The sequence below is a fragment of the Blautia sp. NSJ-175 genome, from assembly GCF_022867815.1.
Taxonomy (GTDB): domain Bacteria; phylum Bacillota; class Clostridia; order Lachnospirales; family Lachnospiraceae; genus Blautia; species Blautia celeris.
Map to the genome: position 1 here is coordinate 192,308 of NZ_JALIFQ010000001.1, position 22,807 is coordinate 215,114.

Annotated in this window: 25 protein-coding genes and 1 riboswitch; of the genes, 24 read left to right on the forward strand and 1 reads right to left on the reverse strand. The window is 50.0% G+C overall.

Annotated features, from left to right (window positions below):
• Positions 1-50 precede the first annotated feature (50 nt).
• Positions 51-1,937 (forward strand): IS1096 element passenger TnpR family protein, encoded by a 1,887-nt coding sequence (locus MUB35_RS00935; RefSeq protein WP_052098781.1) that lies wholly within the window; start codon positions 51-53, stop codon positions 1,935-1,937.
• Positions 1,938-2,025: 88 nt separating this feature from the next.
• Here the strand turns inward: MUB35_RS00935 and MUB35_RS00940 are convergent, their stop codons facing one another.
• Positions 2,026-3,381, reverse strand: a complete 1,356-nt coding sequence (locus MUB35_RS00940) for a putative ABC transporter permease (RefSeq protein WP_244805686.1) — start codon at positions 3,379-3,381, stop codon at positions 2,026-2,028.
• A 592-nt stretch (positions 3,382-3,973) separates the two neighbouring features.
• Here MUB35_RS00940 and spoIIID point away from each other — a divergent pair.
• The 23 genes from spoIIID (at position 3,974) to MUB35_RS01050 (ending at position 22,786) form a co-directional block, all read left to right on the forward strand.
• The gene (spoIIID, locus tag MUB35_RS00945; protein WP_033139152.1) at positions 3,974-4,231 is read left to right on the forward strand and encodes a sporulation transcriptional regulator SpoIIID; all 258 of its coding nucleotides are present in this window, start codon (positions 3,974-3,976) and stop codon (positions 4,229-4,231) included.
• An 84-nt stretch (positions 4,232-4,315) separates the two neighbouring features.
• Positions 4,316-5,650, forward strand: coding sequence for an MATE family efflux transporter (locus tag MUB35_RS00950; RefSeq protein WP_052098778.1), 1,335 nt, complete (start codon positions 4,316-4,318; stop codon positions 5,648-5,650).
• A gap of 73 nt (positions 5,651-5,723) precedes the next feature.
• The gene (gene guaA / locus MUB35_RS00955) at positions 5,724-7,025 is read left to right on the forward strand and encodes a glutamine-hydrolyzing GMP synthase (RefSeq protein ID WP_244805687.1); all 1,302 of its coding nucleotides are present in this window, start codon (positions 5,724-5,726) and stop codon (positions 7,023-7,025) included.
• A 79-nt stretch (positions 7,026-7,104) separates the two neighbouring features.
• Positions 7,105-7,782, forward strand: coding sequence for a pentapeptide repeat-containing protein (locus MUB35_RS00960; RefSeq protein WP_054350520.1), 678 nt, complete (start codon positions 7,105-7,107; stop codon positions 7,780-7,782).
• A 75-nt stretch (positions 7,783-7,857) separates the two neighbouring features.
• Positions 7,858-7,952: riboswitch (NiCo riboswitch) on the forward strand.
• Positions 7,953-8,066: 114 nt separating this feature from the next.
• Positions 8,067-8,969, forward strand: coding sequence for a cation diffusion facilitator family transporter (locus tag MUB35_RS00965; protein ID WP_033139148.1), 903 nt, complete (start codon positions 8,067-8,069; stop codon positions 8,967-8,969).
• Positions 8,970-9,134: 165 nt separating this feature from the next.
• Positions 9,135-10,679, forward strand: a complete 1,545-nt coding sequence (gene guaA, locus MUB35_RS00970; RefSeq protein ID WP_033139147.1) for a glutamine-hydrolyzing GMP synthase — start codon at positions 9,135-9,137, stop codon at positions 10,677-10,679.
• 337 nt (positions 10,680-11,016) lie between these two features.
• The gene (locus MUB35_RS00975; RefSeq protein ID WP_103732812.1) at positions 11,017-11,610 is read left to right on the forward strand and encodes a type IV toxin-antitoxin system AbiEi family antitoxin domain-containing protein; all 594 of its coding nucleotides are present in this window, start codon (positions 11,017-11,019) and stop codon (positions 11,608-11,610) included.
• Complete coding sequence (locus tag MUB35_RS00980) at positions 11,611-12,510, forward strand: nucleotidyl transferase AbiEii/AbiGii toxin family protein (protein ID WP_103732811.1); 900 nt, start codon at positions 11,611-11,613, stop codon at positions 12,508-12,510.
• A 111-nt stretch (positions 12,511-12,621) separates the two neighbouring features.
• A complete protein-coding gene (locus MUB35_RS00985; RefSeq protein ID WP_146051765.1) occupies positions 12,622-12,999 on the forward strand; it encodes a hypothetical protein in 378 nt (125 codons plus the stop codon).
• Positions 12,986-13,813 carry a ParA family protein gene (locus tag MUB35_RS00990; protein WP_103732810.1) on the forward strand — a complete coding sequence of 276 codons (828 nt, stop codon included), beginning with the start codon at positions 12,986-12,988 and terminating at the stop codon, positions 13,811-13,813. Before MUB35_RS00985 ends, MUB35_RS00990 begins: the two co-directional genes overlap by 14 nt.
• A complete protein-coding gene (locus tag MUB35_RS00995) occupies positions 13,767-14,690 on the forward strand; it encodes a ParB/RepB/Spo0J family partition protein (protein ID WP_103732809.1) in 924 nt (307 codons plus the stop codon). The genes MUB35_RS00990 and MUB35_RS00995 overlap by 47 nt, the downstream gene beginning before the upstream one ends.
• Positions 14,691-15,060: 370 nt before the next feature.
• Positions 15,061-15,183 (forward strand): hypothetical protein, encoded by a 123-nt coding sequence (locus tag MUB35_RS30420; protein WP_255785536.1) that lies wholly within the window; start codon positions 15,061-15,063, stop codon positions 15,181-15,183.
• Positions 15,176-15,682, forward strand: coding sequence for a JAB domain-containing protein (locus MUB35_RS01000; RefSeq protein WP_103732808.1), 507 nt, complete (start codon positions 15,176-15,178; stop codon positions 15,680-15,682). Before MUB35_RS30420 ends, MUB35_RS01000 begins: the two co-directional genes overlap by 8 nt.
• 16 nt (positions 15,683-15,698) lie before the next feature.
• Positions 15,699-16,664 carry a DUF3991 and TOPRIM domain-containing protein gene (locus MUB35_RS01005; RefSeq protein ID WP_118593880.1) on the forward strand — a complete coding sequence of 322 codons (966 nt, stop codon included), beginning with the start codon at positions 15,699-15,701 and terminating at the stop codon, positions 16,662-16,664.
• Positions 16,665-16,687: 23 nt separating this feature from the next.
• Positions 16,688-17,614 (forward strand): DUF5688 family protein, encoded by a 927-nt coding sequence (locus MUB35_RS01010; RefSeq protein ID WP_146051717.1) that lies wholly within the window; start codon positions 16,688-16,690, stop codon positions 17,612-17,614.
• Entirely contained in the window at positions 17,611-17,802 is a 192-nt protein-coding gene (locus tag MUB35_RS01015) for a hypothetical protein (protein ID WP_103732280.1), read from the forward strand. Before MUB35_RS01010 ends, MUB35_RS01015 begins: the two co-directional genes overlap by 4 nt.
• Positions 17,789-18,703 carry a DUF5688 family protein gene (locus tag MUB35_RS01020; protein ID WP_103732279.1) on the forward strand — a complete coding sequence of 305 codons (915 nt, stop codon included), beginning with the start codon at positions 17,789-17,791 and terminating at the stop codon, positions 18,701-18,703. The genes MUB35_RS01015 and MUB35_RS01020 overlap by 14 nt, the downstream gene beginning before the upstream one ends.
• A complete protein-coding gene (locus tag MUB35_RS01025) occupies positions 18,700-19,116 on the forward strand; it encodes a DUF3846 domain-containing protein (protein WP_225305249.1) in 417 nt (138 codons plus the stop codon). The genes MUB35_RS01020 and MUB35_RS01025 overlap by 4 nt, the downstream gene beginning before the upstream one ends.
• A gap of 123 nt (positions 19,117-19,239) precedes the next feature.
• On the forward strand, positions 19,240-19,347 hold the full coding sequence (locus tag MUB35_RS01030; protein WP_103732278.1) for a DUF3789 domain-containing protein: 108 nt from the start codon (positions 19,240-19,242) through the stop codon (positions 19,345-19,347).
• Positions 19,344-19,673, forward strand: coding sequence for a plasmid mobilization protein (locus tag MUB35_RS01035; protein WP_054350528.1), 330 nt, complete (start codon positions 19,344-19,346; stop codon positions 19,671-19,673). The genes MUB35_RS01030 and MUB35_RS01035 overlap by 4 nt, the downstream gene beginning before the upstream one ends.
• A complete protein-coding gene (locus MUB35_RS01040; protein WP_054350529.1) occupies positions 19,673-21,124 on the forward strand; it encodes a relaxase/mobilization nuclease domain-containing protein in 1,452 nt (483 codons plus the stop codon). Before MUB35_RS01035 ends, MUB35_RS01040 begins: the two co-directional genes overlap by 1 nt.
• Positions 21,087-21,878 (forward strand): PcfB family protein, encoded by a 792-nt coding sequence (locus tag MUB35_RS01045; RefSeq protein WP_158587260.1) that lies wholly within the window; start codon positions 21,087-21,089, stop codon positions 21,876-21,878. Before MUB35_RS01040 ends, MUB35_RS01045 begins: the two co-directional genes overlap by 38 nt.
• A 5-nt stretch (positions 21,879-21,883) precedes the next feature.
• Positions 21,884-22,786: a hypothetical protein gene (locus MUB35_RS01050; protein ID WP_103732276.1), complete on the forward strand. Its 903-nt coding sequence runs from the start codon at positions 21,884-21,886 to the stop codon at positions 22,784-22,786.
• Positions 22,787-22,807 lie beyond the last annotated feature (21 nt).

The window sequence follows — 22,807 nt, forward strand, 5'->3', positions numbered from 1 at the left end:
AATAACGAATCAGTACAAACGATTGAATTTAAATGAAAAGAGGTGGAATTATGAAAGCATACCAGATGAAAATAGCAATTAAAAATTCCCATCCACCCATATGGAGAAGGTTTATTGTTCCGGCCGGACTGAGTTTTTCACAGCTCAGTATCGTTCTCAACGAGGTTATGGGTTGGTGCGGATATCACTTGTTTAAATTTGAATATTATCACTTGAAGATAAGTATTGAAGAGGAATGTGAAGACTTCGCAGATATGGATGATATGGAATATCTGGAGGCATCTGAAACAATCATAGATTCTTTTATGGAGCAGGAGGACTGGTTTTCTTATATATATGATTTCGGGGACTATTGGGAGCATAGGGTGACCATCGAAAAAGTCATAGAGGATTATGAGTTTGCCTATCCTGTTGTTTTAAAGTATAAGGGAGAAACACCGTATGAGGACTGCGGGGGTATTTATGGATATTATGATCTTCTGGAGATTCTGAAGGATTCCTCCCATCCTGAATATGAAAGTATGAAAAAATGGACAGAGGGACATTTTACTCCAAAATATGATTTGGCAGAAGTGAATGCATCGTTAAAGCATATGGCTTTGGAAAATAAGAAAAGCAGTCCCATGATCCAGAGTGAGATTTACGAAGATTTAACCAAGAAGGGAAGCGGTTTTAAAACTATTCAGGGCACAGCAAAAGATTGGGATTATAACAGAGATGAAGTCATGAGAACGGATGCATTATCTGAAATGAGTAATCTTATTAAGGAGTATGAGTCGAAATACAGTCAGCTTAAAGAAGAGCTGGAAGCGAATTTGTCCGATGGATCACTCAGAGATATTTTAGAGGATTATCGGAAAGATGAGTTGCAGGAGATCTGTAAAATACATGGCATTTCCGGCTGCAGCAAATTATTAAAGAAGGATCTAATAGATTTTCTATATCAAAAGCTTCTGTCAAAGGAAGTCATGTGCAGATGTCTGTTGTATATGAATGATGTGGAATTGTCACTTATGGATAAAGAGGTTACCGGTGTGGATGAATCCGAAGATGTGTTGAATCTTGTGGAGAGCGGATATGCCGGAGCCACCTATATGGGAGCGGTGTACGTTCCGGAAGATGTGAAAGCTGCCTATTGTAAAAACTGTGATGAGGAGTGGAAAGAAGAGCGAAAAAGGGTACAGGATATCTTTCTCCATATCAACGCCTGCGCAGAGTTGTATGGAATCTGCCCCATAGAACGAATGATTTCCATGTATGAAAAGAACACGGGAAATACTATCTCAGAGACAGAGCTGCAGGAGTTTTGCATCCGAATCCCCGGATATTTAAAACGTTTTGAGATAGTTGGGAACGAACTGGTTCAGGAACAGGTGATAGAAGCAGATAGAATACAGTATCTTAAAAATATACAGGGAATTAAGGCTTATTATACTCCAACAATAGAAGAGATACAGACACTCGGAAGTTATTTCTATCTTCCTTTTGACAGGTATATGGATGCAATGGCAGATTTTTTCATGGAATTTTCGGAAGAGGAAGAAGAGGACGCCCGGGAATTATGCAGGAATATCCAGCGCATTATCCGTCTGGGGGGACAAATAGGAGATATAATGAGATATCTGGACAACGAGCTGATTATGATCGACGAGGAGGACTTCCCTCAGCTTGCAGAAATTCTGATGAGAGTCTGGAATCACACACGTATGCATATGAACCGGGGATATATGCCGGATGAAATGTCATATAACGGGGATGTAAAAACATTACAGGAAGAAGCAGACGAGATGGGATTTCAGCCGCTTCACGATGTGTCACGCGGAAAAGCGGAAATCATTGATTTTCAGGAAGAGCACAGGAAAAAGATATATCCAAACGATCCCTGCCCATGTGGTTCGGGCAAAAAGTATAAGCATTGTTGTGGTAAGAAAAAATAAAACGATGTTCCTTCAAGAATATAAGAAAGACAAGATGCGGAGGCAGTGTCCGGAATCTTGTCTTTTTCTTTAGGCATTTTTAGTGGGTTTAGTCATCAACCAATATAGCATTTGGATAGATATGTTCCATGCGTTCATCGGTAAAATGTTTATCCAGAAAACGTGTGACCGCATTTTCGGCAGACGATATATTGGAGTGGCGTTCCGTGTATCGGTTAAGCGCAAGGCCTGACATGATCATGTTGAATACCATGAACAAGATCATAAGCCATGTGATGGGAACTCCGGCTTTTTTCGGGATTTTTTCTATCAGTGCGGACAGCCGCGGGTAAAGAATTTTTAGCCAGATGACTGCGGCAATGCCCCAGAAAAAACAGTAAAGCAAGTTGATACGGCCTCCCAGATTAAAAGGAATGTCACTGTAATCCCAGAACACAGTACCGAAAACCAGCTCTGTAAACACACTGCATATGTATTCATAAGCTCCGCCTAATACGGTACCGAAGATAAAAATATAACTGTCACTGCGATTGCGGTATTGATATAAAATAGCAGTCAGCAGTACACAGCCCAGGCCCCATACAATACTGAACGGCCCGTAGACGACACTGCTGCGGCTCATTAATTTACCGGTAGTTGCAAGGCAGAAAATGGTTTCCGTGATATCTCCAAGAAAAGCTCCGAGGAAAAACAGACAGACCAGTTTATAGAACGAACAGCCGACAGCAAACACACCGGCGCGCTCTTTGGCTGCCTCAAGCTGCCGTTCCTTTTCCTGTCTGGCAGCTAATAATTCTTTCGCCTCCAGGCTGGGATAAGCCTTAGCCATATGTTTCTGTACCCATCCGGTCAGCCCTTCGCCCATCATATCTGCAGCCTTTTGCAGATTTTCAGATACACCCTCAATGATAGAGAGTCTTCGCAGCCTGGAATGAACGGCTTTGATAGCCATAATCGTTCCTGCCAGATCGAGACAGAGAACCGCGTACAGGACAATTAACAATATGGTTCCCAGGTTGGAGGGAATCAAGACGAGCAGTTCCTTCAGGGATGGGTTGATAAAGGAAATACAGACTACGGCAGAGATTCCCCACACAACCGTGTATGGAAGGTTGACATAACCTCCAAATTGAAATCTTTTCCGTGAGTAATCCCACCATTTCCGGTGGAATATTTTCTCCAGAACAAAACCGGTAGAAAACGTGATAACAGATGAAAGAATCACCCCGCCCAGAAAAAGAAAGAACAGGTGATTTCTGAGTTCAGGCAGAAAGACCGCAAATGCCACTGCGCCGAAACCATAAGCCGGACAATAGGGACCGAATAAAAAACCTACGTCAATGAACCGATGCTCCCTGACCGCCGCAACCGACGTGCCGATTGCCCAGCCAATGAAAGAATAGAGTAAGTAAAACCATAGAAGTTGGTATAGTGTGTAGTTCAAGTTATACCTCCTTTTGGGTGATGCCGGATGATAAGGGTTTTAGTATACCATATACGCGGGGGGAAGGGATGTCAAGTATAAGTGTAGAGAGAATTTCCGGTGCGAATTGAGAGGGAGCATGGATTTATCGGGAGATTCGCACTTGTAGTGGGGCTGAAAATGGGAAGAAGGGGTGGTGGGGAGTGAGAGGAATCTGTGGAAATTAATTGTAAATATGAGGATAATGTGATATTATATACAAGATGTAGTGAGGATGTTTGTGTATTTTTGCTATCGCTGCCTGTGCGGGGGCGTGGATTGAAATCAGTCAGGCGGTCAATCATATGCATAATTTTTCCAAGCGCTGCCTGCGCGGTGGCGTGGATTGAAATAGGTTGACGTTAAAGACACCGGCATTGGAACCATATCGCTGCCTGCGTGGCAGCGTAGATTGAGTTAAACCTGACACCCCGGTGCCGATGTCCATATATGATCGCCCCTACGGCGAAATACAATCAAATATCCTACACTACATTAACTAATAATTTGCATTGACATACAACCAAATTTCCCGGCATACATTGTAAAAACAACGTTTCCGGGAGATTTTTCCTTGAAAAGTTATATAGAAGAACGTGCTATATCCATAGCCAACTACATCATTGAAAACAACGCAACAGTCCGCCAGACCGCCAGGGAGTTCAAGGTGAGCAAGAGTACAGTTCACAAGGACGTAACCGAGCGTCTGCTGCAGCTTAATCCTTCACTGGCAAAGTGTGCCCGCAAGGTCCTTGACGTGAACAAGCAGGAGCGTCATATCCGGGGTGGAATGGCTACCCGGGAAAAATATCTGCACAAGGTGCAAAATTAACAAAAGAGACTCTTGTTTTGACAAAAATATGGGCGTATAATTGTTCCTATCAAAATACAAAAGCTTATTGTGAGGGGAAAACAAATGAATCGATTCTTTTCAAATGCGGATTTGCGGAAGCTGATCATACCGCTGATTATCGACCAGTTTCTGCAGGCGTTTGTAGGACTTGCCGATTCTATCATGGTGGCCAGCGTAGGCGAGGCTGCCGTGTCAGGTGTATCCTTGATCGATACGGTTATGGTATTGATCATCAACATTTTTACAGCACTGGCTACAGGAGGAGCCGTTATCGCAGGACAGTTCATCGGGAAAAAGAAAGCTGAGCATGCCTGCCTGGCAACCAACCAGCTGCTGTCCTTTACCCTGAAAGCATCCTGCATCATTATGGTGCTTGGATATCTTGGGAAGAACCTTATTATCAACGGAGTGTTCGGCAGGATTGAAGCAGACGTTATGTATAACTGCAATGTGTATCTGCTGATCGTATTTGCGTCTGTGCCCATGATTGCCCTGTACAATGCAGGTGCGTCTATTTTCCGTGCCATGGGAAATTCAACCATTGCAATGAAGACGTCCCTGCTTATGAACGCCATCAATCTGGGCGGAAATGCGTTGCTCATCTACGGATTCCACAGAGGTGTGGAGGGTGTGGCAATTCCCACACTTGTATCAAGAGGGGTTGCCTGTGTGGTAATGCTCTGTCTTTTAAATAATCAGAGCAGGATTCTGCATATCCACCATCCGTTTTCATTCAAAACAGACTGGATGCTTCTGAAGAAAATATTATACATTGGTATACCAAACGGTCTGGAAAACAGTATGTTCCAGCTTGGAAAAATTTTGGTGCTCAGTATTGTTACGGGATTCGGAACCGCGTCCATTGCGGCAAATGCTGTGTCCAACAATGTGGCCACATTTGCAGTCCTGCCGGGAATGTCCATAGGATTTGCGCTGCTCACAGTGGGAGCACAGTGTGTGGGAGCCAATGATTTTGAGCAGGTACATTATTATACGAAGAAATTGATGAAGGTCGCCTATATTTCCCTGATTGGAATCAATATACTGCTCATGCTTGTAATGCCCTTTATCATCAGGGCTTACGGACTGTCAGCGGAGGCCAGCGGCTACGCTTATAAAATACTGATATATCATTCCATATGCGTAGTGACCATATGGCCGTTGTCTTTTTCGCTGCCAAACACTCTGCGTGCAGCGGCAGATGTGCGTTTTACCATGCTTTTAGCCATTGTTTCCATGTGGATTTTTCGTATCGGATTCTCAGTGCTGCTGGGTGTAAAGCTTCACTGGGGCGTATTTGGCGTGTGGGTGGCTATGACGATTGACTGGCTGTTCCGCGCTGTCTGCTTTACCATTCGATATATCAGAGGAAAATGGCAGCATCAGTCACTTGTCTGAGGATATACATCTGTTTCGGATGCATTCATCCGCGGCAGTGTAATATATGAAAATACAAAAGGAGAAAATATCGATGAAACAGGATATGATTGTCATTCTTGACCTGGGAAGCACAGAGAACACCGTACTGGCGAGAGAAATCCGTGCTATGGGTGTTTACAGTGAGATTTATCCCCATGATATTACAAAAGAAGAGCTGGAAAAGCTCCCGAATGTGAAAGGTATTATCATTAACGGCGGGCCAAACCATATAGTTGACGGCGTTCGCATTGATGTAAGACAGGAGATTTATGAAGCTGGCAGTCCGGTAATGGCAATTGACCATGAACCGTCGGCCTGCAGTGAGAAATATCAGGACCTGAGCGAGGAACAGAGAGCTGAGATCCTGAAAAAGTTCGTTTTTGATACCTGTAAAGCGGAAGCAAACTGGAATATGAAAAATTTCGTCGCTGACCAGATCGAGATCGTCAGAGAACAGGTTGGCAATAAAAAAGTTCTTCTGGCATTATCCGGCGGTGTGGACAGTTCTGTAGTTGCAGCACTTCTGATCAAGGCTATTGGCAAACAGCTTACATGTGTCCATGTAAACCACGGCCTTATGCGCAAAGGAGAATCTGAGAGCGTAGTGGAAGTATTCAAAGACCAGATGGATGCGAATCTGGTTTATGTGGATGCCTCTGAGCGTTTCCTGACAAAGCTTGAAAATGTAGATGATCCGGAGCAGAAGCGTAAGATTATTGGTGCTGAATTTATCCGTGTCTTTGAGGAAGAGGCGAGAAAGCTGGAAGGCATTGAGTTCCTGGGACAGGGAACCATCTATCCTGATATTGTTGAGAGCGGAACCAAAACGGCTAAAATGGTGAAATCCCATCACAATGTAGGCGGCCTGCCGGAAGATTTACAGTTTAAGCTGGTAGAGCCTTTGAAACAGTTATTCAAAGATGAAGTGCGCGCATGCGGCATTGAGCTGGGACTTCCGGAAGAAATGGTGTACAGACAGCCGTTCCCGGGTCCGGGACTGGGCGTGAGATGTCTGGGCGCGATTACCAGGGAACGTCTGGAAGCAGTACGTGAATCCGATGCGATCCTTCGTGAAGAATTCAAAAATGCAGGACTGGATAAAAAAGTCTGGCAGTATTTTACAGTGGTTCCTGATTTCAAATCCGTCGGTGTGCGTGACAATGCCAGATGTTTTGAATATCCGGTAATCATCCGTGCAGTCAACACTGTGGATGCCATGACTGCTACCATTGAGGAAGTTGACTGGAAGGTACTTCTGAAGATCACAGACCGTATCATGAAGGAAGTTAAAAACGTAAACCGTGTCTGCTATGATATGAGTCCAAAGCCGAACGCTACGATTGAATGGGAATGATCCAAAACGCTGAGGTCAAATGTGGAGATATTTGTGGTTAAACTTACAAATTAAAACGAAAGAGAAATGTGGGTAAAATATGAACAGTAAAATGTTTCAAGAACCAAAGGCTCCTGTAAAACTGCCGGTCATGGAAGACGTGTCTTCTGTACTGGAAGCTGCGAAGGTTTCTGAGGAAGAAATTACAGGCTGCTGTTTTAAAGGAGTGTTTATCACTAAGTTTGATGGGAAACTGCTTCGTTTCAAAAGGGTAGCTTTTGAAAACTGTAAGTTTATCGGCTGTTTTTTCGATGAGGCCAGTTTCACTGATGTACGTTTTAAAAACTGCGATTTTTCCAACACCAGCCTCACGGATGTCTATTTTAAGAGATGTTCCTTTCAGTCCTGCAAGGCAGTTGGAGCTGATTTTTACGGCAGCCTTATGCGGCATGTGTCATTTCTGGAATGTAATCTTTCAGATATGAATCTGGACGCATCCAGAATGAGCTATGTTAAAATAAAGGACACGAATATGGAAGAGTCAAGCCTGAGCAAATGTGGGCTGGACAACATGGACTTACATCAGGTAAAGTTTGCCGGCACCAGCTTTTTCAAGACTGCGCTCAAGGGCGTGGATATGTCTGACTGTGATATGGACAAAATCATCATATCCGACGGCAAGGAGGAACTGAGAGGTGCTGTGCTCAATATGTCGCAGGCCATAGTCTGCGCAAAGCGGATGGGAATTGTGATCAAAGAATTCGAGACAGAAAACTAAATAAAAAATTAGCATTGACTAATGGGCCTGCTCTGGCATAAAATAACATAAACTTCTTTGCACTGCATTTATACTACAGTACAAACTGAGCAGGCACGGATGCTGGGCATCCGTATAGCCGGGTCACTTTTAGTGACAGCAGATGAGCATAGGGCATCTGTGGGACAGTAGATTACTTTATTGTTCCGCAGGTGCTTTTTAAATGGTTGGAAACAGCCCGGGTATTAAGAAGCAGCAGAGAAAGTTATGCAGTATCAAAGAAACAATACCGGGGAGGATTTAAAATGGAACAGGTAAGGAAAGAATTCGTTACGGATGAAAAGGCAAAGAAAATTGCACTTCATGTATCCGGAGTCAGTGTGGCAGGTAATGTGCTGCTCTCTCTCTTTAAACTGCTTGCAGGTATTATCGGTCATTCCGGTGCTATGATCTCTGATGCGGTGCATTCTGCTTCCGATGTATTTGGAACGATCATCGCAGTTCTTGGAATCAGCATTTCCAAAAGAAAATCAGATGCCAACCATCAGTACGGACACGACAGACTGGAGTGTGTGGCTGCCATTGTGCTGGCTGTGATCCTGCTGGCCACGGGGCTTGGAATCGGGATCAGCGGTGTGGAAAAAATCATAAAGGGAAACAGTAAAGGGGCGGCGATACCGGGCGTTATCGCACTTGTGGCAGCTGTCGTTTCCATTGTGTTCAAGGAGTGGATGTATTGGTATACCAGAGCAGCAGCCAAGAAGATCAATTCCGGCGCTTTGATGGCAGAAGCCTGGCATCACCGTTCCGACGCGCTTTCTTCTGTCGGAGCATTTGCCGGTATTTTGGGCGCAAGATTGGGTTATCCTATTTTAGATCCCATTGCCAGTGTGATCATATGTTTATTTATAGGAAAAGCGGCTTATGATATATTTAAGGATGCCATAGATAAGATGGTGGATAAATCCTGTGATGATGAGACTCTGGAACAGATGCGCGGCATTATTTCAAAACAGGCCGGCGTGCTGCATATTGATATGCTGCATACGAGGCTTTTCGGAGCAAAAATGTATGTGGATATTGAAATTTCCGCGGATGGCACGCTTTCCCTTGAGGAAGGACATGAGATAGCCCAGAAGGTGCATGATGCCGTTGAAAAGGAGTTTCCGCTGGTAAAACACTGTATGGTTCACGTAAATCCCGTATAAAATACAGTTAAGTAAGGTTCACGAAGAATGCGGCTTTGCAGGGGCGATTTTTGTCAGATATTCTGTTTTTAAGATATGGAAGGGAAAATTTCTTGTAAATTGAAGCGGGATATTTTATAATGAAATCTAGTTTTGAGGAATGCAAAAGAACAGGAGGGCACTTTTTTGAAGAGAGAAACCGTAATTGTACTTGATTTTGGCGGACAGTATAACCAGTTGATAGCAAGACGTGTTCGGGAATGCAATGTATACTGTGAGATCTATTCTTACAAGACAGATATTGAGAAAATAAAAGAAATCCAGCCTAAGGGAATTATTTTTACCGGAGGTCCTAACAGCGTGTATCTGGAGGATTCTCCCACATATACAAAAGAAATCTTTGAGCTGGGAATTCCGGTTCTGGGAATCTGTTATGGTGCGCAGCTTATGATGCATCTGTTAGGCGGTCAGGTAGGCACAGCGCCTGTCAGGGAATATGGAAAGATCGAGGTTACGGTGGAACAGTCTTCCAAGATGTTTGAGAACGTGTCCGAGAAGACAATTTGCTGGATGAGTCACAATGACTATATTGCGAAAGAAGCACCGGGATTTGAGATCATTGCCCATACATCGGACTGTCCGGTTGCAGCAGTGCAGAATCCGGAAAAGAACCTGTACGCGGTTCAGTTCCATCCGGAAGTGCTGCATACACAGGAAGGGAAGAAAATGCTTTCCAATTTTGTTTATAATGTGTGTCAATGCTCCGGTGACTGGAAGATGGACTCCTTTGTGGAGGAGAGCATCAATGCCATCCGTCAGAAGGTTGGAGACGGCAAAGTGCTGTGCGCGCTTTCCGGCGGTGTGGACTCTTCTGTTGCAGCGGTTATGCTGTCAAAGGCAGTTGGAAATCAGCTTACCTGTGTGTTTGTGGACCATGGTCTTTTAAGGAAGAATGAGGGCGATGAGGTTGAGGCAGTATTCGGACCGGAAGGCCCTTATAACCTGAATTTCATCAGAGTAAATGCGCAGGAACGTTTTTATGAGAGATTAAAAGGTGTGGAAGAGCCGGAAGATAAGCGGAAAATTATCGGTGAAGAGTTTATCCGCGTATTTGAGGAAGAGGCGAAGAAAATCGGTGCAGTTGACTTCCTGGTGCAGGGAACGATTTATCCGGATGTTGTGGAGAGCGGAGTGGGCGGAGAGTCCACTGTGATCAAATCTCACCATAATGTGGGCGGCCTGCCGGATTACGTTGATTTTAAGGAGATTATCGAGCCGCTCCGTGACCTGTTTAAAGATGAGGTGCGCAAGGCCGGTCTTGAACTGGGGATTCCGGAGTATCTGGTGTTCCGCCAGCCGTTTCCGGGCCCGGGTCTTGGTATCAGGATCATTGGAGAGGTAACTGCGGAAAAAGTGGAAATGGTGCAGGAGGCTGATGCCATCTGGCGTGAGGAAATCGCCAATGCAGGACTGGATAAGGAGATTGGACAGTATTTCGCAGCATTGACGAATATGAAATCTGTGGGCGTTATGGGGGATGAGAGAACCTATGACTATGCAGTGGCGCTGAGAGCGGTTACTACTACGGACTTCATGACAGCTGAGAGTGCAGAGATTCCCTGGGATGTGATTGGGAAGGCGACAAGCAGGATTGTGAATGAAGTGAAGCATATTAACAGGGTTATGTATGATTGTACGGGGAAACCGCCGGCTACGATTGAGTTTGAATAGTAAACAGAAAGCCGTGAGGCCGCATAAACAGCGGGTTTCACGGCTTTAACTATAGGTCGTGGTACTATTTTGGTACTATTATAATAATCAGAATATTTAGTGCTTTATTTTGTGAATAAAGAAATCATTTTTTATTGTATCATTTCTATAAATATTATAGAGATCACTATCAAGAGGCTGGAGCGTTTGTTCTTAAAGGAACAGGCGCTTTTTTAGTAGATATTTAAGGAGAGGTTTGGAATGGAAGGAATAAACAGCAGTTAAATCGAACGATATCAATGCTTTACATGCAAACTATAATACTTTATTATAAGTTGTATGAAAGTAAGGTGATGAAATGACAAAGAAAGAAATGCTGGAACAGCTCTCAAAAGAAAAGAAAGGGATCCTGAGGACAGCAGATGCCCAGGTATTAGGGATCTCCAGGCCCTACTTTTTGGAATTTATCCAAAAGCACGGATATGAAAAGATGGCCCACGGCATCTATCTGTCCCCGGATGCTTGGGAGGATGGGATGTATATCCTGCAGTCTAGATGTCCGCATGTTGTTTTTTCCCACGAGTCTGCTCTATACCTTTTGGGGCTGACAGACCGGGAACCTATGCAGCATACGGTGACTGTAAAAAGCGGCTATAAAACGACAAATCTAAAGGAAGAGGGGGTGATCGTCCACATCGTAAAAAAAGAAAGATATCCGATCGGCATCACAGAGATCGAGACGCCCATGGGCCACATGGTGCGTACTTATAACGCGGAGCGTTCGATCTGTGATATTCTGCGCAGCCGCAGTCAGGTGGAGATCCAGGACAGGCAGACCGCCCTGAAAGAGTATGCCCGCAGCCGGAAGAAGGATATCCCTCTGCTCCTGGAGTACGCAGAGGAGTTCAAAGTCGATAAGATCTTAAAGATATATCTGGAGGTGTTATTATAAGTGATCCACACATCAAGACAATTAAAAGCGCTGGTCCGTAACCGTTCCCATGGGGACAGCACGAAGGCGCAGCTGCTCATACGAAGTTATATCATGGAACGTTTTCTGGAAAGGATCTCCCTGTCGCCGTACAGGGAGAAATTTATTTTAAAAGGCGGAATGCTCATATCCTCCATGGTAGGGGTAGATTACCGTTCCACCATGGATATGGACACTACAGTCCGGAACATGCCCCTGTCTGCAGACCATATGGAAAAGATCATAAAGGATATCATCCGGATTCCCATCGAGGACGGCGTCACGTTTGGGATCAAAAAGATAACAGAGATCATGGAAGAAGAGGAATACGGGGGCATCCGCCTGCATCTGGAAGCTGTCCTGGATACCATGAAGATCCCCTTAAAACTGGATGTTTCCACTGGTGATATCATTACGCCGAAGGAGATCACGTATCAATACTGGCTGATGTTTGAGGAACGGACCATCCCGGTCCTGGCCTATAACCTGGAGACGGTATTAGCTGAAAAGCTCGAGACCGTGCTGAGAAGGGGGACGGCCAACACCAGGCTCAGGGATTTTTATGACCTGTTCCTTTTGCAGAAAGAGTACAGTAGCAGCCTCATCCTCCCGGATCTGAAACAGGCTTTTACAGAGACCTGCCGGCAGAGGGAGACAGGAGCAGAAAAAGGGATGGATGTCCTGAACAGGATCCGGGCAGACCCGGGCATGGAGCGGCTGTGGGAAAACTACAGGCGGAAGTTTGAGTATGCAGAAGGCATATCCTGGGATGAGGTCATGGGAACCGTAGAAATGCTGTATCAGATGACAGCAGAAAAAAAGGAGGAAAAGAGCTTTGAAAAGAAAGAAAGCCCATATAGGGCGAAAGACAGGGATCTATAAGAGAAGGAACTATAGTATGGGAGATACCATATAGAAGCTGGCCGCACATAAAAAATGCAGTCAGCTTTTTTTATGCCCGGGATCCGATATCACGGAAAGGAGTTGGTCCCCATGGAGAGGGAAGAAGCATGTTCTGCATCCCATGCCGCACACAGCAGCATTTTGGCCATTGCCGGGGCATATACCGGTCCGCTGCTGGAACACCTGTATGGGAAGGGACAGAAGACATGTGACATGGAAGATATATATGAAGCTTTGAACGCACTGTATGAGACCAACCGGGTGGAGGAGGCTATGGGCCTTATCCGCGGACTGTTTGCCATAGGGGAGATGGACTATCCCTATCCTCTGGAGGCCTTAGAAAGGTTCAGATCCGCGCGTGAGGCTTTTGTTTCCGAGTTTTTGGCCGGCTTCCAACGGAAGATCACAGAGAGAAGGAAAAGAGAGAAGTGTACAGGAAAGGAAGGAGGCAGATATGCCGCAGAGTAAAGTGATCGCGGTCATCAACCAGAAGGGCGGCGTGGGGAAGACCACGACTACCCTAAACTTGGGGGCCGGGCTTGTACGGGAGGGAAAGCGGGTGCTCTTGGTGGATGCGGACCCTCAGGGGGATCTGACCACATCCCTTGGCTGGCAGGACGGGGACCGCCTGGAGGCGACCCTTGGGACCCGGATGGGAAAGGCCATCGAGGATGTGCCGGTACCGCCGGAGGAGGGCATCCTCCATCATGAAGAGGGGATGGATCTGCTTCCGGCTAACCTGGAGCTGTCGGGAATGGAGCTGACACTGGTATCGGTCATGAGCCGTGAACGTGTCATGCGCAGCTGCCTGGAGCCATTAAGGGACAGGTATGACTACATCCTGATCGACGGGATGCCGAGCCTTGGGATGCTGACCATCAATGCACTGGCGGCAGCGGACAGTGTCATCATCCCGGTACAGTCCCAGTACCTTCCGGCGAAGGCCATGACTCAGCTGATCAAGACCGTGAACCGGGTAAAAAGAGGGATCAATCCGGGCCTGCGGATAGAAGGCGTGCTCCTCACACTGGTGGATCACAGGACAAACCTGGCGAAGACAACAGCAGAAGCACTCCGGAATGGATATGGGGATAAGCTGAAGATATATAGGACCGAGATACCGATCGCGGTGTCCGCAGCGGAAGCCACGACCGTGGGGCAGAGCATTTTTTCCTATGATGGGAAAAGCACGGTTGCCGCGGCATATGAGGCTTTGACAAAGGAGGTGCTTAAGGATGGCGAAAGGCAGCGGCATCCGGTTCACCCTGCCATCGAGCGATGAGCTCTTTAAGACAGAGGAGGCCCGGGAGGAGGAGAAGCTTGAGAAGGTCGTGAACCTTCCCCTCCAAGCGATCTCCGATTTCCCCGGCCATCCTTTTAAGGTGCGGGACGATAAGGAAATGCAGGACCTGGCAGACAGTGTCAGGGACTTTGGCGTCCTCGTCCCTGCCCTGGTACGGCCGAAGGGGGACGGCTATGAGATGATCGCAGGGCACCGCCGCAAGCGAGCAGTGGAGCTTTCCGGCCGTTCAGAGATCCCCTGCATCATCCGGGATTTTACAGAGGAAGAAGCCACGATCATCATGGTGGATTCCAACCTGCAGAGGGAGCATATCCTGCCGTCTGAGAAAGCGCTTGCTTATAAGATGAAATTGGAGGCTATGAAAAGACAAGGTCAGCGAAATGATTTAACTTCGGACCCAGTGGGACCGAAGTTTCGTTCTAATGAGGAATTAGCTAAAAAATCGGAAGAGAGTGTGACTCAGATTAAACGCTATATCCGCCTTACAGAACTGATCCAGCCCATCATGGATATGGTGGACGATGGAAAGATCGCTTTTCGGCCGGCGGTAGAGCTTTCCTATATCCCAAAGGATCTGCAGGAGACACTTTTGGATGCGATGGAATGTGAGGACTGCACCCCGTCCCTTGCCCAGGCGCTCAAGATGAAGAGCTTTGCAAAAGAAGGGCGCCTGAGTGAGGATGTCATCTTTTCCATCCTGCAGGAAGAGAAACCAAACCAGATAGAACAGTTCAAGATACCGAAAAAGCGCCTGAGCAAATATTTTCCTGAAGGGACGTCCGCAAAAAAGATGGAAGATACGATCTTAAAAGCGCTGGAGCAGTATCTGAAACGGCAGAGGAGCATGGAGCGGTGAAGGTACGCCAAGGGGGGAGTCTATCCCGTCTCCCTATGGCAGGCCGCGTCCGGTTTTCCCCTCTCCACACCTCACCCCTTTCGTTACCAGCTATACCAGCTCAAAGAAAAAAATATGGCTTCCGGAACGTAGTGGTAAGGGATAGGGCTGGATGGAAGCGGGGATATGGAAAGAGACCTTGACAGTTTGTATGTTTTTTATGTTTGAATGGCGTGGTCACAAAGAAAGGAGGGCTGTATATGACACTGAAACTGGGGATCACAGTGCTGTTAGTGGTATTTATCGCAGGGGCTGTCATCTGGCTGAACCTGCGGCACAGAAAGAAATGAAGGCCGGCAGGATCATGACCGGCAAAAAGGAGGGATGCGCCGTGAAGGAGCAGGAAGAAAGGAAGGAGACAGATCTGCAGGGGCTGCGGGAACTGGTCCGCCAGCTTGAGGACGGGCAGATGCTCACCGTGAGCCTGGGAGAGGAGGAGGAGGACGATGCATGAGCTGGAAGTGGTGAAGATCCGTCTGGTAAAGGGTACCTCCCTGTATAGTGACAAAGAGCTGAACTCCCCTGAGGCTGTCATGGAGCTGATCGCCGGGGAGATGGCCTTATATGACCGGGAAGTCCTGTGCATCCTGAACCTGAAAACAGATGGGACACCCATCAATCTGAACATCGTGAGCGTAGGCACCGTCAATCAGGCCATGGTCATCCCGGGGGATGTGTTCAAGAGCAGCATCCTGTCAAACGCGGACCACATCATCGCGGTGCATAACCATCCGAGCGGGAAGATCCTCCCGTCTAGATCGGATCTTTATATCACCCAGAGGCTGCGGCTTGGCGGGGAGCTCATGGGCATCCCGTTATCTGATCATATCATCATCGGGGGAGGCAGCGGGCAGATGTTCAGTTTCCGGGAGCATGGCCTCCTGCAGGCGGATCCAAAAGAGATGGAACAGTTCTTCCGGTCAATGAAAAAAGAGGCATGCCGGGAGCGGTGAACAGGAGGTGAGAGAAATGGGGTATATCCCGCCCGAAATGGTTGAAAAGGCAAGACGGATGGACCTTCTGACGTATCTGCAGACCTTCGAGCCCGGAGAGCTGGTCCATGTCTCCGGAAACACGTATGCGACGGCCACCCACGACAGCCTTAGGATCAGCAACGGCAAATGGTGCTGGTTCAGCCGCGGCATCGGCGGACGTTCCGCTTTAGATTACCTTGTAAAGGTGAAGGGGTGTTCCTTTCTGGAAGCTGTAGAGACACTGAGCGGCATCCCATGTCCGGAGACACGGCCGGTCCATAAAAAAGAACCTGCCCCCAAAAGGCTTCTGCTGCCCGAAAGAGCGGAGCACGCAGACCGGGTCATCGAATACCTTAAGAGGCGCGGGATCTGCCGGGAGGTACTGGAGTTCTGCCTGGAAACGGGCAGGCTTTATGAGAACAGGAACGGCCACAGCGCGGTCTTTGTGGGAATGGATAAGGAGGGGAGGCCGAGATATGCCGCCATCCGGGGCATGGGCGAAACTGGATACAAAGGGGATGCCTCCGGCAGCGATAAGCACTTTTCCTTCAGCATCCCGGGAAAATGCGGGACGCTCCAGGTCTTTGAGGGGGCGGTGGATGTGCTGTCCTATGCCACCCTGCGGATCCTGGATGAGAAGGACTGGAGGCAGGAGCACCTGCTTTCCCTTGGGGGCGTGTATGTCTCCAAAAGACCTATGGAACAAAGAAAACTCCCTGCGGCGCTGAAACAGTACCTGCAGGACCATCCGGAGATCCGGACCGTGATCACGAACCTGGATGATGACAGGGCGGGGCGGGAGGCAGCTCTGGCCATCGAAAGGCTCCTGCCGGAGAAGTACCGGGTGTCCCTGCGCCTCCCGTTGTATGGGAAGGATGTCAATGACACCTTATGCCACAGGCTGGGGCTTCCGATCGTCCGGACGGTGCAGAAGGGAAAGAAAAGAGAAGAAGAAAGATGACAGAAGGAAGGGAGGGGGAATGTATGGAGAAATGGGGGTACAGGGAATACAGGCAATGGATCCTGTCCGAGATGCGGATGTATTATCCACCCAATGAAGGCTTTGCCGTTTATACCCAGTGGATAGAAAAGAACAACATATCCCTGGAGGCGCTCATCATCCGGCATGTGACGGAACAGGAGGTGCCAGTCTTTTATCTGAAAGACTTTTATGGAGCGTACCGGGGCGGAGTGCCGCTGCAGGGGACTGCCATGCATATCTGCCGTCTGTATGAATGCCGCAGGCAGCTGCGGGCACCCTTTGGAGAGCTCAGTGACTTTGGGGCGGTGAAGGACAAGCTGCGCATACACCTGGTGGAAAAGGAGGGGAACCAGAGATATCTGGAGGAGGGTCCGTACCGGATCCTCACTTTAGGAGCCGCCATTGTGACAGCAGAGGTGCTGGACACACCAGATGGGAAGTTCTGCGCCCGGGTGACGGAGGAGCTGTTAAGAGGATACGGCATCTCTGATGACCGGTTGTTTGAGACCGCCATGGAAGAGACATGCAGGCAGGAACCGGCCTGTTTTTTTCCTTATGAAAGGGCAGGGAACGCCCTGGGGGAAGCACTCAAAGAGGATCTGGGAGCCGAGCCGTATCTGTACGTCCTGACGAACCGGTCGGGACAGTTCGGGGCTGCGGCTGCTTTATATCCGGGAGTCCTTTCGGAGGCCGGAGAGGTCCTGGGGGAGGATTTTTATCTCCTCCCGTCCAGTGTCCATGAGCTGCTGGCCATACCGAAATCTGAGGGGCTGAAACCGACATATCTGCGGAAGATCCTGCAGGAGGTGAACGCGGAAAGGACAGCGCCGGAGGAACAGCTCGGGAGCGAGGTCTTTGTCTATCAGAGAAGAGAGGAGCGGATCGCACCGTGCATAGGAAAGATGAGAGAACGGGAGGAGAACAGATGAAGGAAAACGACAGAAAAGGAGCAGAAGAAAGGGTACATGGAAAGCCATATACAGAGTGGGAGCCGAAAACGGACGCATACAAGAGGCTGAAGGCCTATTGGGAGAAGGCTGCCGGACTGGCGGAAAAAAAGACAGGACAGGGTGCCGGAGAGCTCAGGGAAAAGGAGGCGGGGCATGATGGAACATGATATCTTTTATTTTCAGGAACAGCTTTTAGCCGGGTTAAGGGAATACCTTCCCGCGGATGCCGGATATGTATACCGGATGGAGACAGTGGAAAAGAACAGGGAGACAAGGCATGCCCTGGTCATCGGGAAAAAGACAGACAGCATCATCCCGACCATATATATGGAAGGGTATTTTCAGGCGTATGAGAACGGGTATCCCTTATCCAGCATCTGCAGGGATATCTGCCAGGACATCCTCACAAGGGAGCCGCCCCGGCTGGATATGGGGAAGGTGCAGGACTATGAGCAGATAAAGGAGAACCTGCGCCTGCGCCTGGTGAGCCGGGAGGATAACCGAAAGTACCTGGAACAGGGGCCGTACCGGATGGATACCATAGGGGCCATGGTGGTGTACGCAGACCTGGATGAGAGCCTGATGGGCCAGGAGATGGGCATGCGGATCACACATAGGCTGCTGCAGGGGTACGGGGTCACAGAAGGCCAGCTCTTTGACGAGGCCATGACCCAGACACGGATGCACTGCCCGTTCACCCTGCAGTCCATGGACAGCCTGATCGAGGAGATGACGGGGATGCGGGGGCCCGGCGGCTGTGACATGCACATCCTGACAAACCGGGATAAGTTCTATGGCGCGTCCGTATCCCTGTATCCGGATACGCTCCCGAAGGTGCGGGAGATGCTGGGGGAGGATTTCTATGTCCTGCCTTCCAGCGTCCACGAACTGATCCTCTTACGTAAGTCCGGGCAGCATACTCCTTATGACCTGCGCGCCATGGTACGCCAAGTGAACCGGGAGCAGGTGGCGCCGGAGGAACAGCTGTCCAATGAGGTGTTTGAATACCGGGGAAAGGAAAGGCAGCTCCTGCCGTGCAGGATAAAAGAAAGGGAGAGGGAGCGTTGAGTGACAAAGGAGATACGATCCGCGTCCTGCTCGTGAGGCCAGGGAAAGCGCCGGAGGTCATGGAGATGGAGAACAGCCTGTCCGGGATGCAACGCGCGGTGGAAGGAAATATCGAGATGCTCCTGCCTTTTGAGGAGGAAGTGGCCCTTGTCTGTAATGAGGAGGGAAAACTGGACGGGCTGCCCTTGAACCGGGGCATCCGGGACCGGGAAGGGTGTCTGCTGGATATCGTGGCCGGGAACTTCTTTTTGTGCCGGGCCCCGAGGGACAGCAGTGCGTTTGAGAGCCTGACAGAAGGGCAGATAAAAAGATACAGGGAGATGTTCCGGTATCCGGAGATGTTCTTACAGATGGGACGGGAGATCTTCCCGATAAAGATAAAAGAACAGGAGACCGGCAGGGACAGCAGGTAAAAGAGCCGCAGAGGGACGGGGGCGTACATCATACCAGCAAGCATCGTGTTTGTGATACCACAAACACCGTTTACCAGGGGAGCGCCCCTGGGACCCTCTGCTATCAGGAAAGGAGGCAGCCGTATGGCAGGTTTTATGGTGGGGTTTCTCATCGGCACCCTGTTCGGGGTGTCCATCATGTGTCTGGTACAGATCAACCGGTATCATGGAAAGGACGGGGAAGGGACATGAGAAAACGGAACGTCCACATCCAGTTCTGGCTGGACCGGAAAGAAGCAGAACATCTGCAGAAGCTCGTAAAGAGGAGCGGCCTTGGCAGGGAGACGTATCTCCGGCAGCTGATAAGAGGCGTGGTCCCCAGGGACGCACCGCCGCCAGACTATCATGCCATGATGCGGGAGCTGTACCGGATCGGGAACAACCTGGACCAGATCGCGGCGAAGGCCCACACCCTGCAGGTGATGGATGTGCAGCGCTATGACGAGGCAGTGAAGGAGTTCCGTGACGCTGTCCGCACCATCACAGAAGCCGTGGTCCTGCCGGAAAAGAGGAAGTGATGGCAACTACATCTTTATGGAGCGTAAAAGGGTGGCTGGGGAAGGTGGTCATCTATGTGGAGGATCCAAAGAAGACAGAAAACCCTGCCTTTTACGGGGATGACAGGCTTACCGGACAGCAGGAGCAGAGCCTTGAGGATGTCATCTCCTACGCGGTCAATGAAAGAAAGACAACCGATACCGGGGAGACGGCATGCAGGGCCAGGGAGGGAGGAGCCGTAAAACAACGCTTTGTATCCGGCATCAACTGCTCGCCGCTGACCGCAAGGGAGGAGATGATGGCGGTGAAGAAACGGTTCGGGAAGGATAACGGGGTCATGGCCTACCATGGGTACCAGTCCTTTGCCCCGGGAGAAGCAACGCCGGAGGCCGCCCATGAGATCGGCGTCCGCCTGGCAGAGCGGCTGTGGGGAGACCGGTATCAGGTGCTGGTCGCCACCCATCTGGATAAGGAGAGCCACCTGCACAACCATTTCGTGGTGAACAGCGTATCCTTCCTGGACGGCCTGCGGTATTACCGCAGTGAAAAAGATTACTATGCCATGCGCAGGGAGTCGGACCGGTTATGCCTTGAATACGGCTTGTCCGTCCTGCTCCCGGATGCAGCGCGGGGACGTCCCAGACAGTATGGGGAATGGAGGGCTGAAAAAGAGGAGAGGCCGACCTTTAGAGGGCTCATACGGTCGGATGTGGATGAGGCCGTCCATATGTCCAGGACAGAGCAGCAGTTCTTTCAGTATCTGCGGCAGAAAGGATACGACATCAAGTTTGGCAGTGACATCACGGTACGCCCGCCGGGAAAGGAGCGGGGGATGAAGCTGGCCCGGAACTTTGGCCCGGAGTACACCCGGGAGGCCATCTGCCGGCGTATCCTGGAGCATCCGGTAAGAAAACAGAGAGGGCCGGTACTAAGCAGCAGACAGGGAGCACGGCATGCCCGGCTTTTGGGAGACCGGAAGAAGGCGAAACACACCGGCGGCCTTCGCGGGCTGTACCTGTATTACTGTTACTGCTTAGGCACCCTGAACACCCGGGAGCGGCCGGGCATGTCTGAAAGGGCGCGTTTCCTTCTGCGAGAGGATCTCATGAAGATGGAGCAGATCTCCAGGGAGACCCGGTTTTTGTGCACCAGCCGTATCGACACGGCGGAAGCGCTGGCGGCCTGCAGAAAAGACCTGGAGATCCAGATGGGGGAGCTTAGTAAGGCGCGTAGGCATCTGCGGAGCAGGAACCGGAGGGAGTCGGATGACGGGAAGAGAGAGGAGCGTAAAGAAGAGATCCGGGAGATGACCAGAAGGATCCGGAAACTCAGGGGAGAGCTGACGCTTTGTGACGGGATCGCCAGGCGCTCCGGCATCCTGAAAGAGACACTGGGGATCCTGCATGAGGAAGAACAAAAGGAGGGAAAGGAACATGAACACAGGGGGAGAGGCGGCCGAGCAGGTCGTTAGGATGTCCCTGGAGACAGGGGAGGTGGCACTGAAGATCACCGGGCAGGCGGCAAAGCATCTGGCGGTCATGCTGTATGCGGTCCTAAAGGACCAGAAAAGGACAAAAGGCCGGGTACGCTTGGAATCCCTGTGCCGGAACAGCCGTGAAGTGAAGGTCTTCACTGTCAGAAAGGAGGACGTGGGGACCTTTGTGCGGAGGGCAAGGGACTACGGGCTTCTTTACTGCGCAGTCCGGGGACAGAAGGACGGGATGGTGGACTTCATGGTGCGCCTGGAGGACGCCTCCAAGGCGGACCGCATCGTGGAGCGGTTCCGGCTGGCGTCTGTGGAAGAGAAGGATGTGAAGCTGGAAGTGGAGCATCCAAAGAGGAAACGGGGCAGGGAAAGCCGGGAGCAGAGAGGGGCAGCCCGCAAAGATAAGATCTCAAAAGCAGAGACGGAGCCAGAGACCGGGGAGGACGCTCTGCTGGAGGAGCTGCTTGGAGGACAGGAGGAGAGAAAAAAGGACCCTTTGAGAGCGGGGGCGGAAAAGCCCCGTCCGTCCGCGCCTATCTCAGGGACGCCAAAAAAAGAAGGGGATATCTCTAAAGAGCAGGAACAAAAGCGCCCCTCTGTAAAGAGACAGCTGCAGGAGATACAAAAGGAAAGGCAGGCATCAAAAGAGGGCAGCCGGATGAGACAGGCAGAGAGGAACAGCGCCGCCCACAACCAGCCGGGGAGACGAAAAAAGGACAGGGGCCAGAGAGTGAGGTAAGGGAAATGGAAGATCTTGACGCATTATTGAACACCGGTGCAGTGCCGCAGGATGAACGGACAGCCGACTTCATCGCGGAGAGCCGGGCAAACCGGAGCTTCTGCTATGAAACGGCAGAACGCGGAGCCCTGCGGGTGGCAGAAGACCCGGAGGCATTTAAGGCTTATCTGGATGTACAGAGCCGTTTCCTGCGGTATACGCCCAATAACGTGCTCCTGATACTGGAGCAGAAGCCGGAGGCAAGGAAACTGGGGAACATGGCCTACTGGAGGGATAAGAACACTTTTGTGAAACGGGCAGAGAGGAGCCGGCCCGTCTTCCTCCTGGAACCGGGGAAGGAATACCGGAGGGAGGACAACACCATCGGTCAGTATTACAATGCCAGGAAGCTGTATGACATCTCCCAGACCACGCTTGCGCCGTCAGAATGGGGACTGGGGAAAACGTATGGGGACAGGCAGCGGATACAGGCGCTCATCAGCCGGACCCCGGCAGCCATCCATACCGTGGAAAAGGAGCCTGAAGGTGCGGTGTTCGTGCCAAAAGAGCATAGTATCCTTGTACAGAAGGGCATGGGGGCAGAAGCCGTATTCCGGTGCCTTTCCAGGGAGCTGGCCCATGCAGAATTTGCAAACGGAGAGGAGGGATACGACCGGGAGTGCTGCGGGTTTCAGGCGGAATGTGTCTCTTATATCCTATGTAAGAGATACGGCGTGGAACCGGAAGGACCAAAAGACTTTGGTAAGGCACAAGCTCTTCTCGCGGGTCTTAGCCCTCAAAAGATCAAACAGGAGCTGGCCGTGATCCGGGATGCGGCGGGGAAGATAGCGGAACGCATGGAAAAAAGCCTGTCCGAACAGAAACGGAGACAGAAGGGCCAGACGGACAGACAGCAGGAAGGGCGCTGAGGCAGTGGGACAGAGAAAGGA

Coding starts and splice junctions, on each gene's coding strand:
- MUB35_RS01040 (WP_054350529.1), top strand. CDS start 19,673: ATGGCAACTACATCTTTATGGAGCGTAAAAGGGTGGCTGGGGAAGGTG.
- MUB35_RS00935 (WP_052098781.1), top strand. CDS start 51: ATGAAAGCATACCAGATGAAAATAGCAATTAAAAATTCCCATCCACCC.
- MUB35_RS00965 (WP_033139148.1), top strand. CDS start 8,067: ATGGAACAGGTAAGGAAAGAATTCGTTACGGATGAAAAGGCAAAGAAA.
- MUB35_RS01050 (WP_103732276.1), top strand. CDS start 21,884: ATGGAAGATCTTGACGCATTATTGAACACCGGTGCAGTGCCGCAGGAT.
- MUB35_RS01015 (WP_103732280.1), top strand. CDS start 17,611: ATGAAGGAAAACGACAGAAAAGGAGCAGAAGAAAGGGTACATGGAAAG.
- MUB35_RS00975 (WP_103732812.1), top strand. CDS start 11,017: ATGACAAAGAAAGAAATGCTGGAACAGCTCTCAAAAGAAAAGAAAGGG.
- MUB35_RS00985 (WP_146051765.1), top strand. CDS start 12,622: ATGGAGAGGGAAGAAGCATGTTCTGCATCCCATGCCGCACACAGCAGC.
- MUB35_RS01020 (WP_103732279.1), top strand. CDS start 17,789: ATGATGGAACATGATATCTTTTATTTTCAGGAACAGCTTTTAGCCGGG.
- MUB35_RS01030 (WP_103732278.1), top strand. CDS start 19,240: ATGGCAGGTTTTATGGTGGGGTTTCTCATCGGCACCCTGTTCGGGGTG.
- MUB35_RS01005 (WP_118593880.1), top strand. CDS start 15,699: ATGGGGTATATCCCGCCCGAAATGGTTGAAAAGGCAAGACGGATGGAC.
- MUB35_RS00995 (WP_103732809.1), top strand. CDS start 13,767: ATGGCGAAAGGCAGCGGCATCCGGTTCACCCTGCCATCGAGCGATGAG.
- MUB35_RS00960 (WP_054350520.1), top strand. CDS start 7,105: ATGAACAGTAAAATGTTTCAAGAACCAAAGGCTCCTGTAAAACTGCCG.
- MUB35_RS00990 (WP_103732810.1), top strand. CDS start 12,986: ATGCCGCAGAGTAAAGTGATCGCGGTCATCAACCAGAAGGGCGGCGTG.
- MUB35_RS01035 (WP_054350528.1), top strand. CDS start 19,344: ATGAGAAAACGGAACGTCCACATCCAGTTCTGGCTGGACCGGAAAGAA.
- guaA (WP_244805687.1), top strand. CDS start 5,724: ATGAAACAGGATATGATTGTCATTCTTGACCTGGGAAGCACAGAGAAC.
- MUB35_RS00950 (WP_052098778.1), top strand. CDS start 4,316: ATGAATCGATTCTTTTCAAATGCGGATTTGCGGAAGCTGATCATACCG.
- MUB35_RS01000 (WP_103732808.1), top strand. CDS start 15,176: ATGCATGAGCTGGAAGTGGTGAAGATCCGTCTGGTAAAGGGTACCTCC.
- MUB35_RS01010 (WP_146051717.1), top strand. CDS start 16,688: ATGGAGAAATGGGGGTACAGGGAATACAGGCAATGGATCCTGTCCGAG.
- MUB35_RS01045 (WP_158587260.1), top strand. CDS start 21,087: ATGAACACAGGGGGAGAGGCGGCCGAGCAGGTCGTTAGGATGTCCCTG.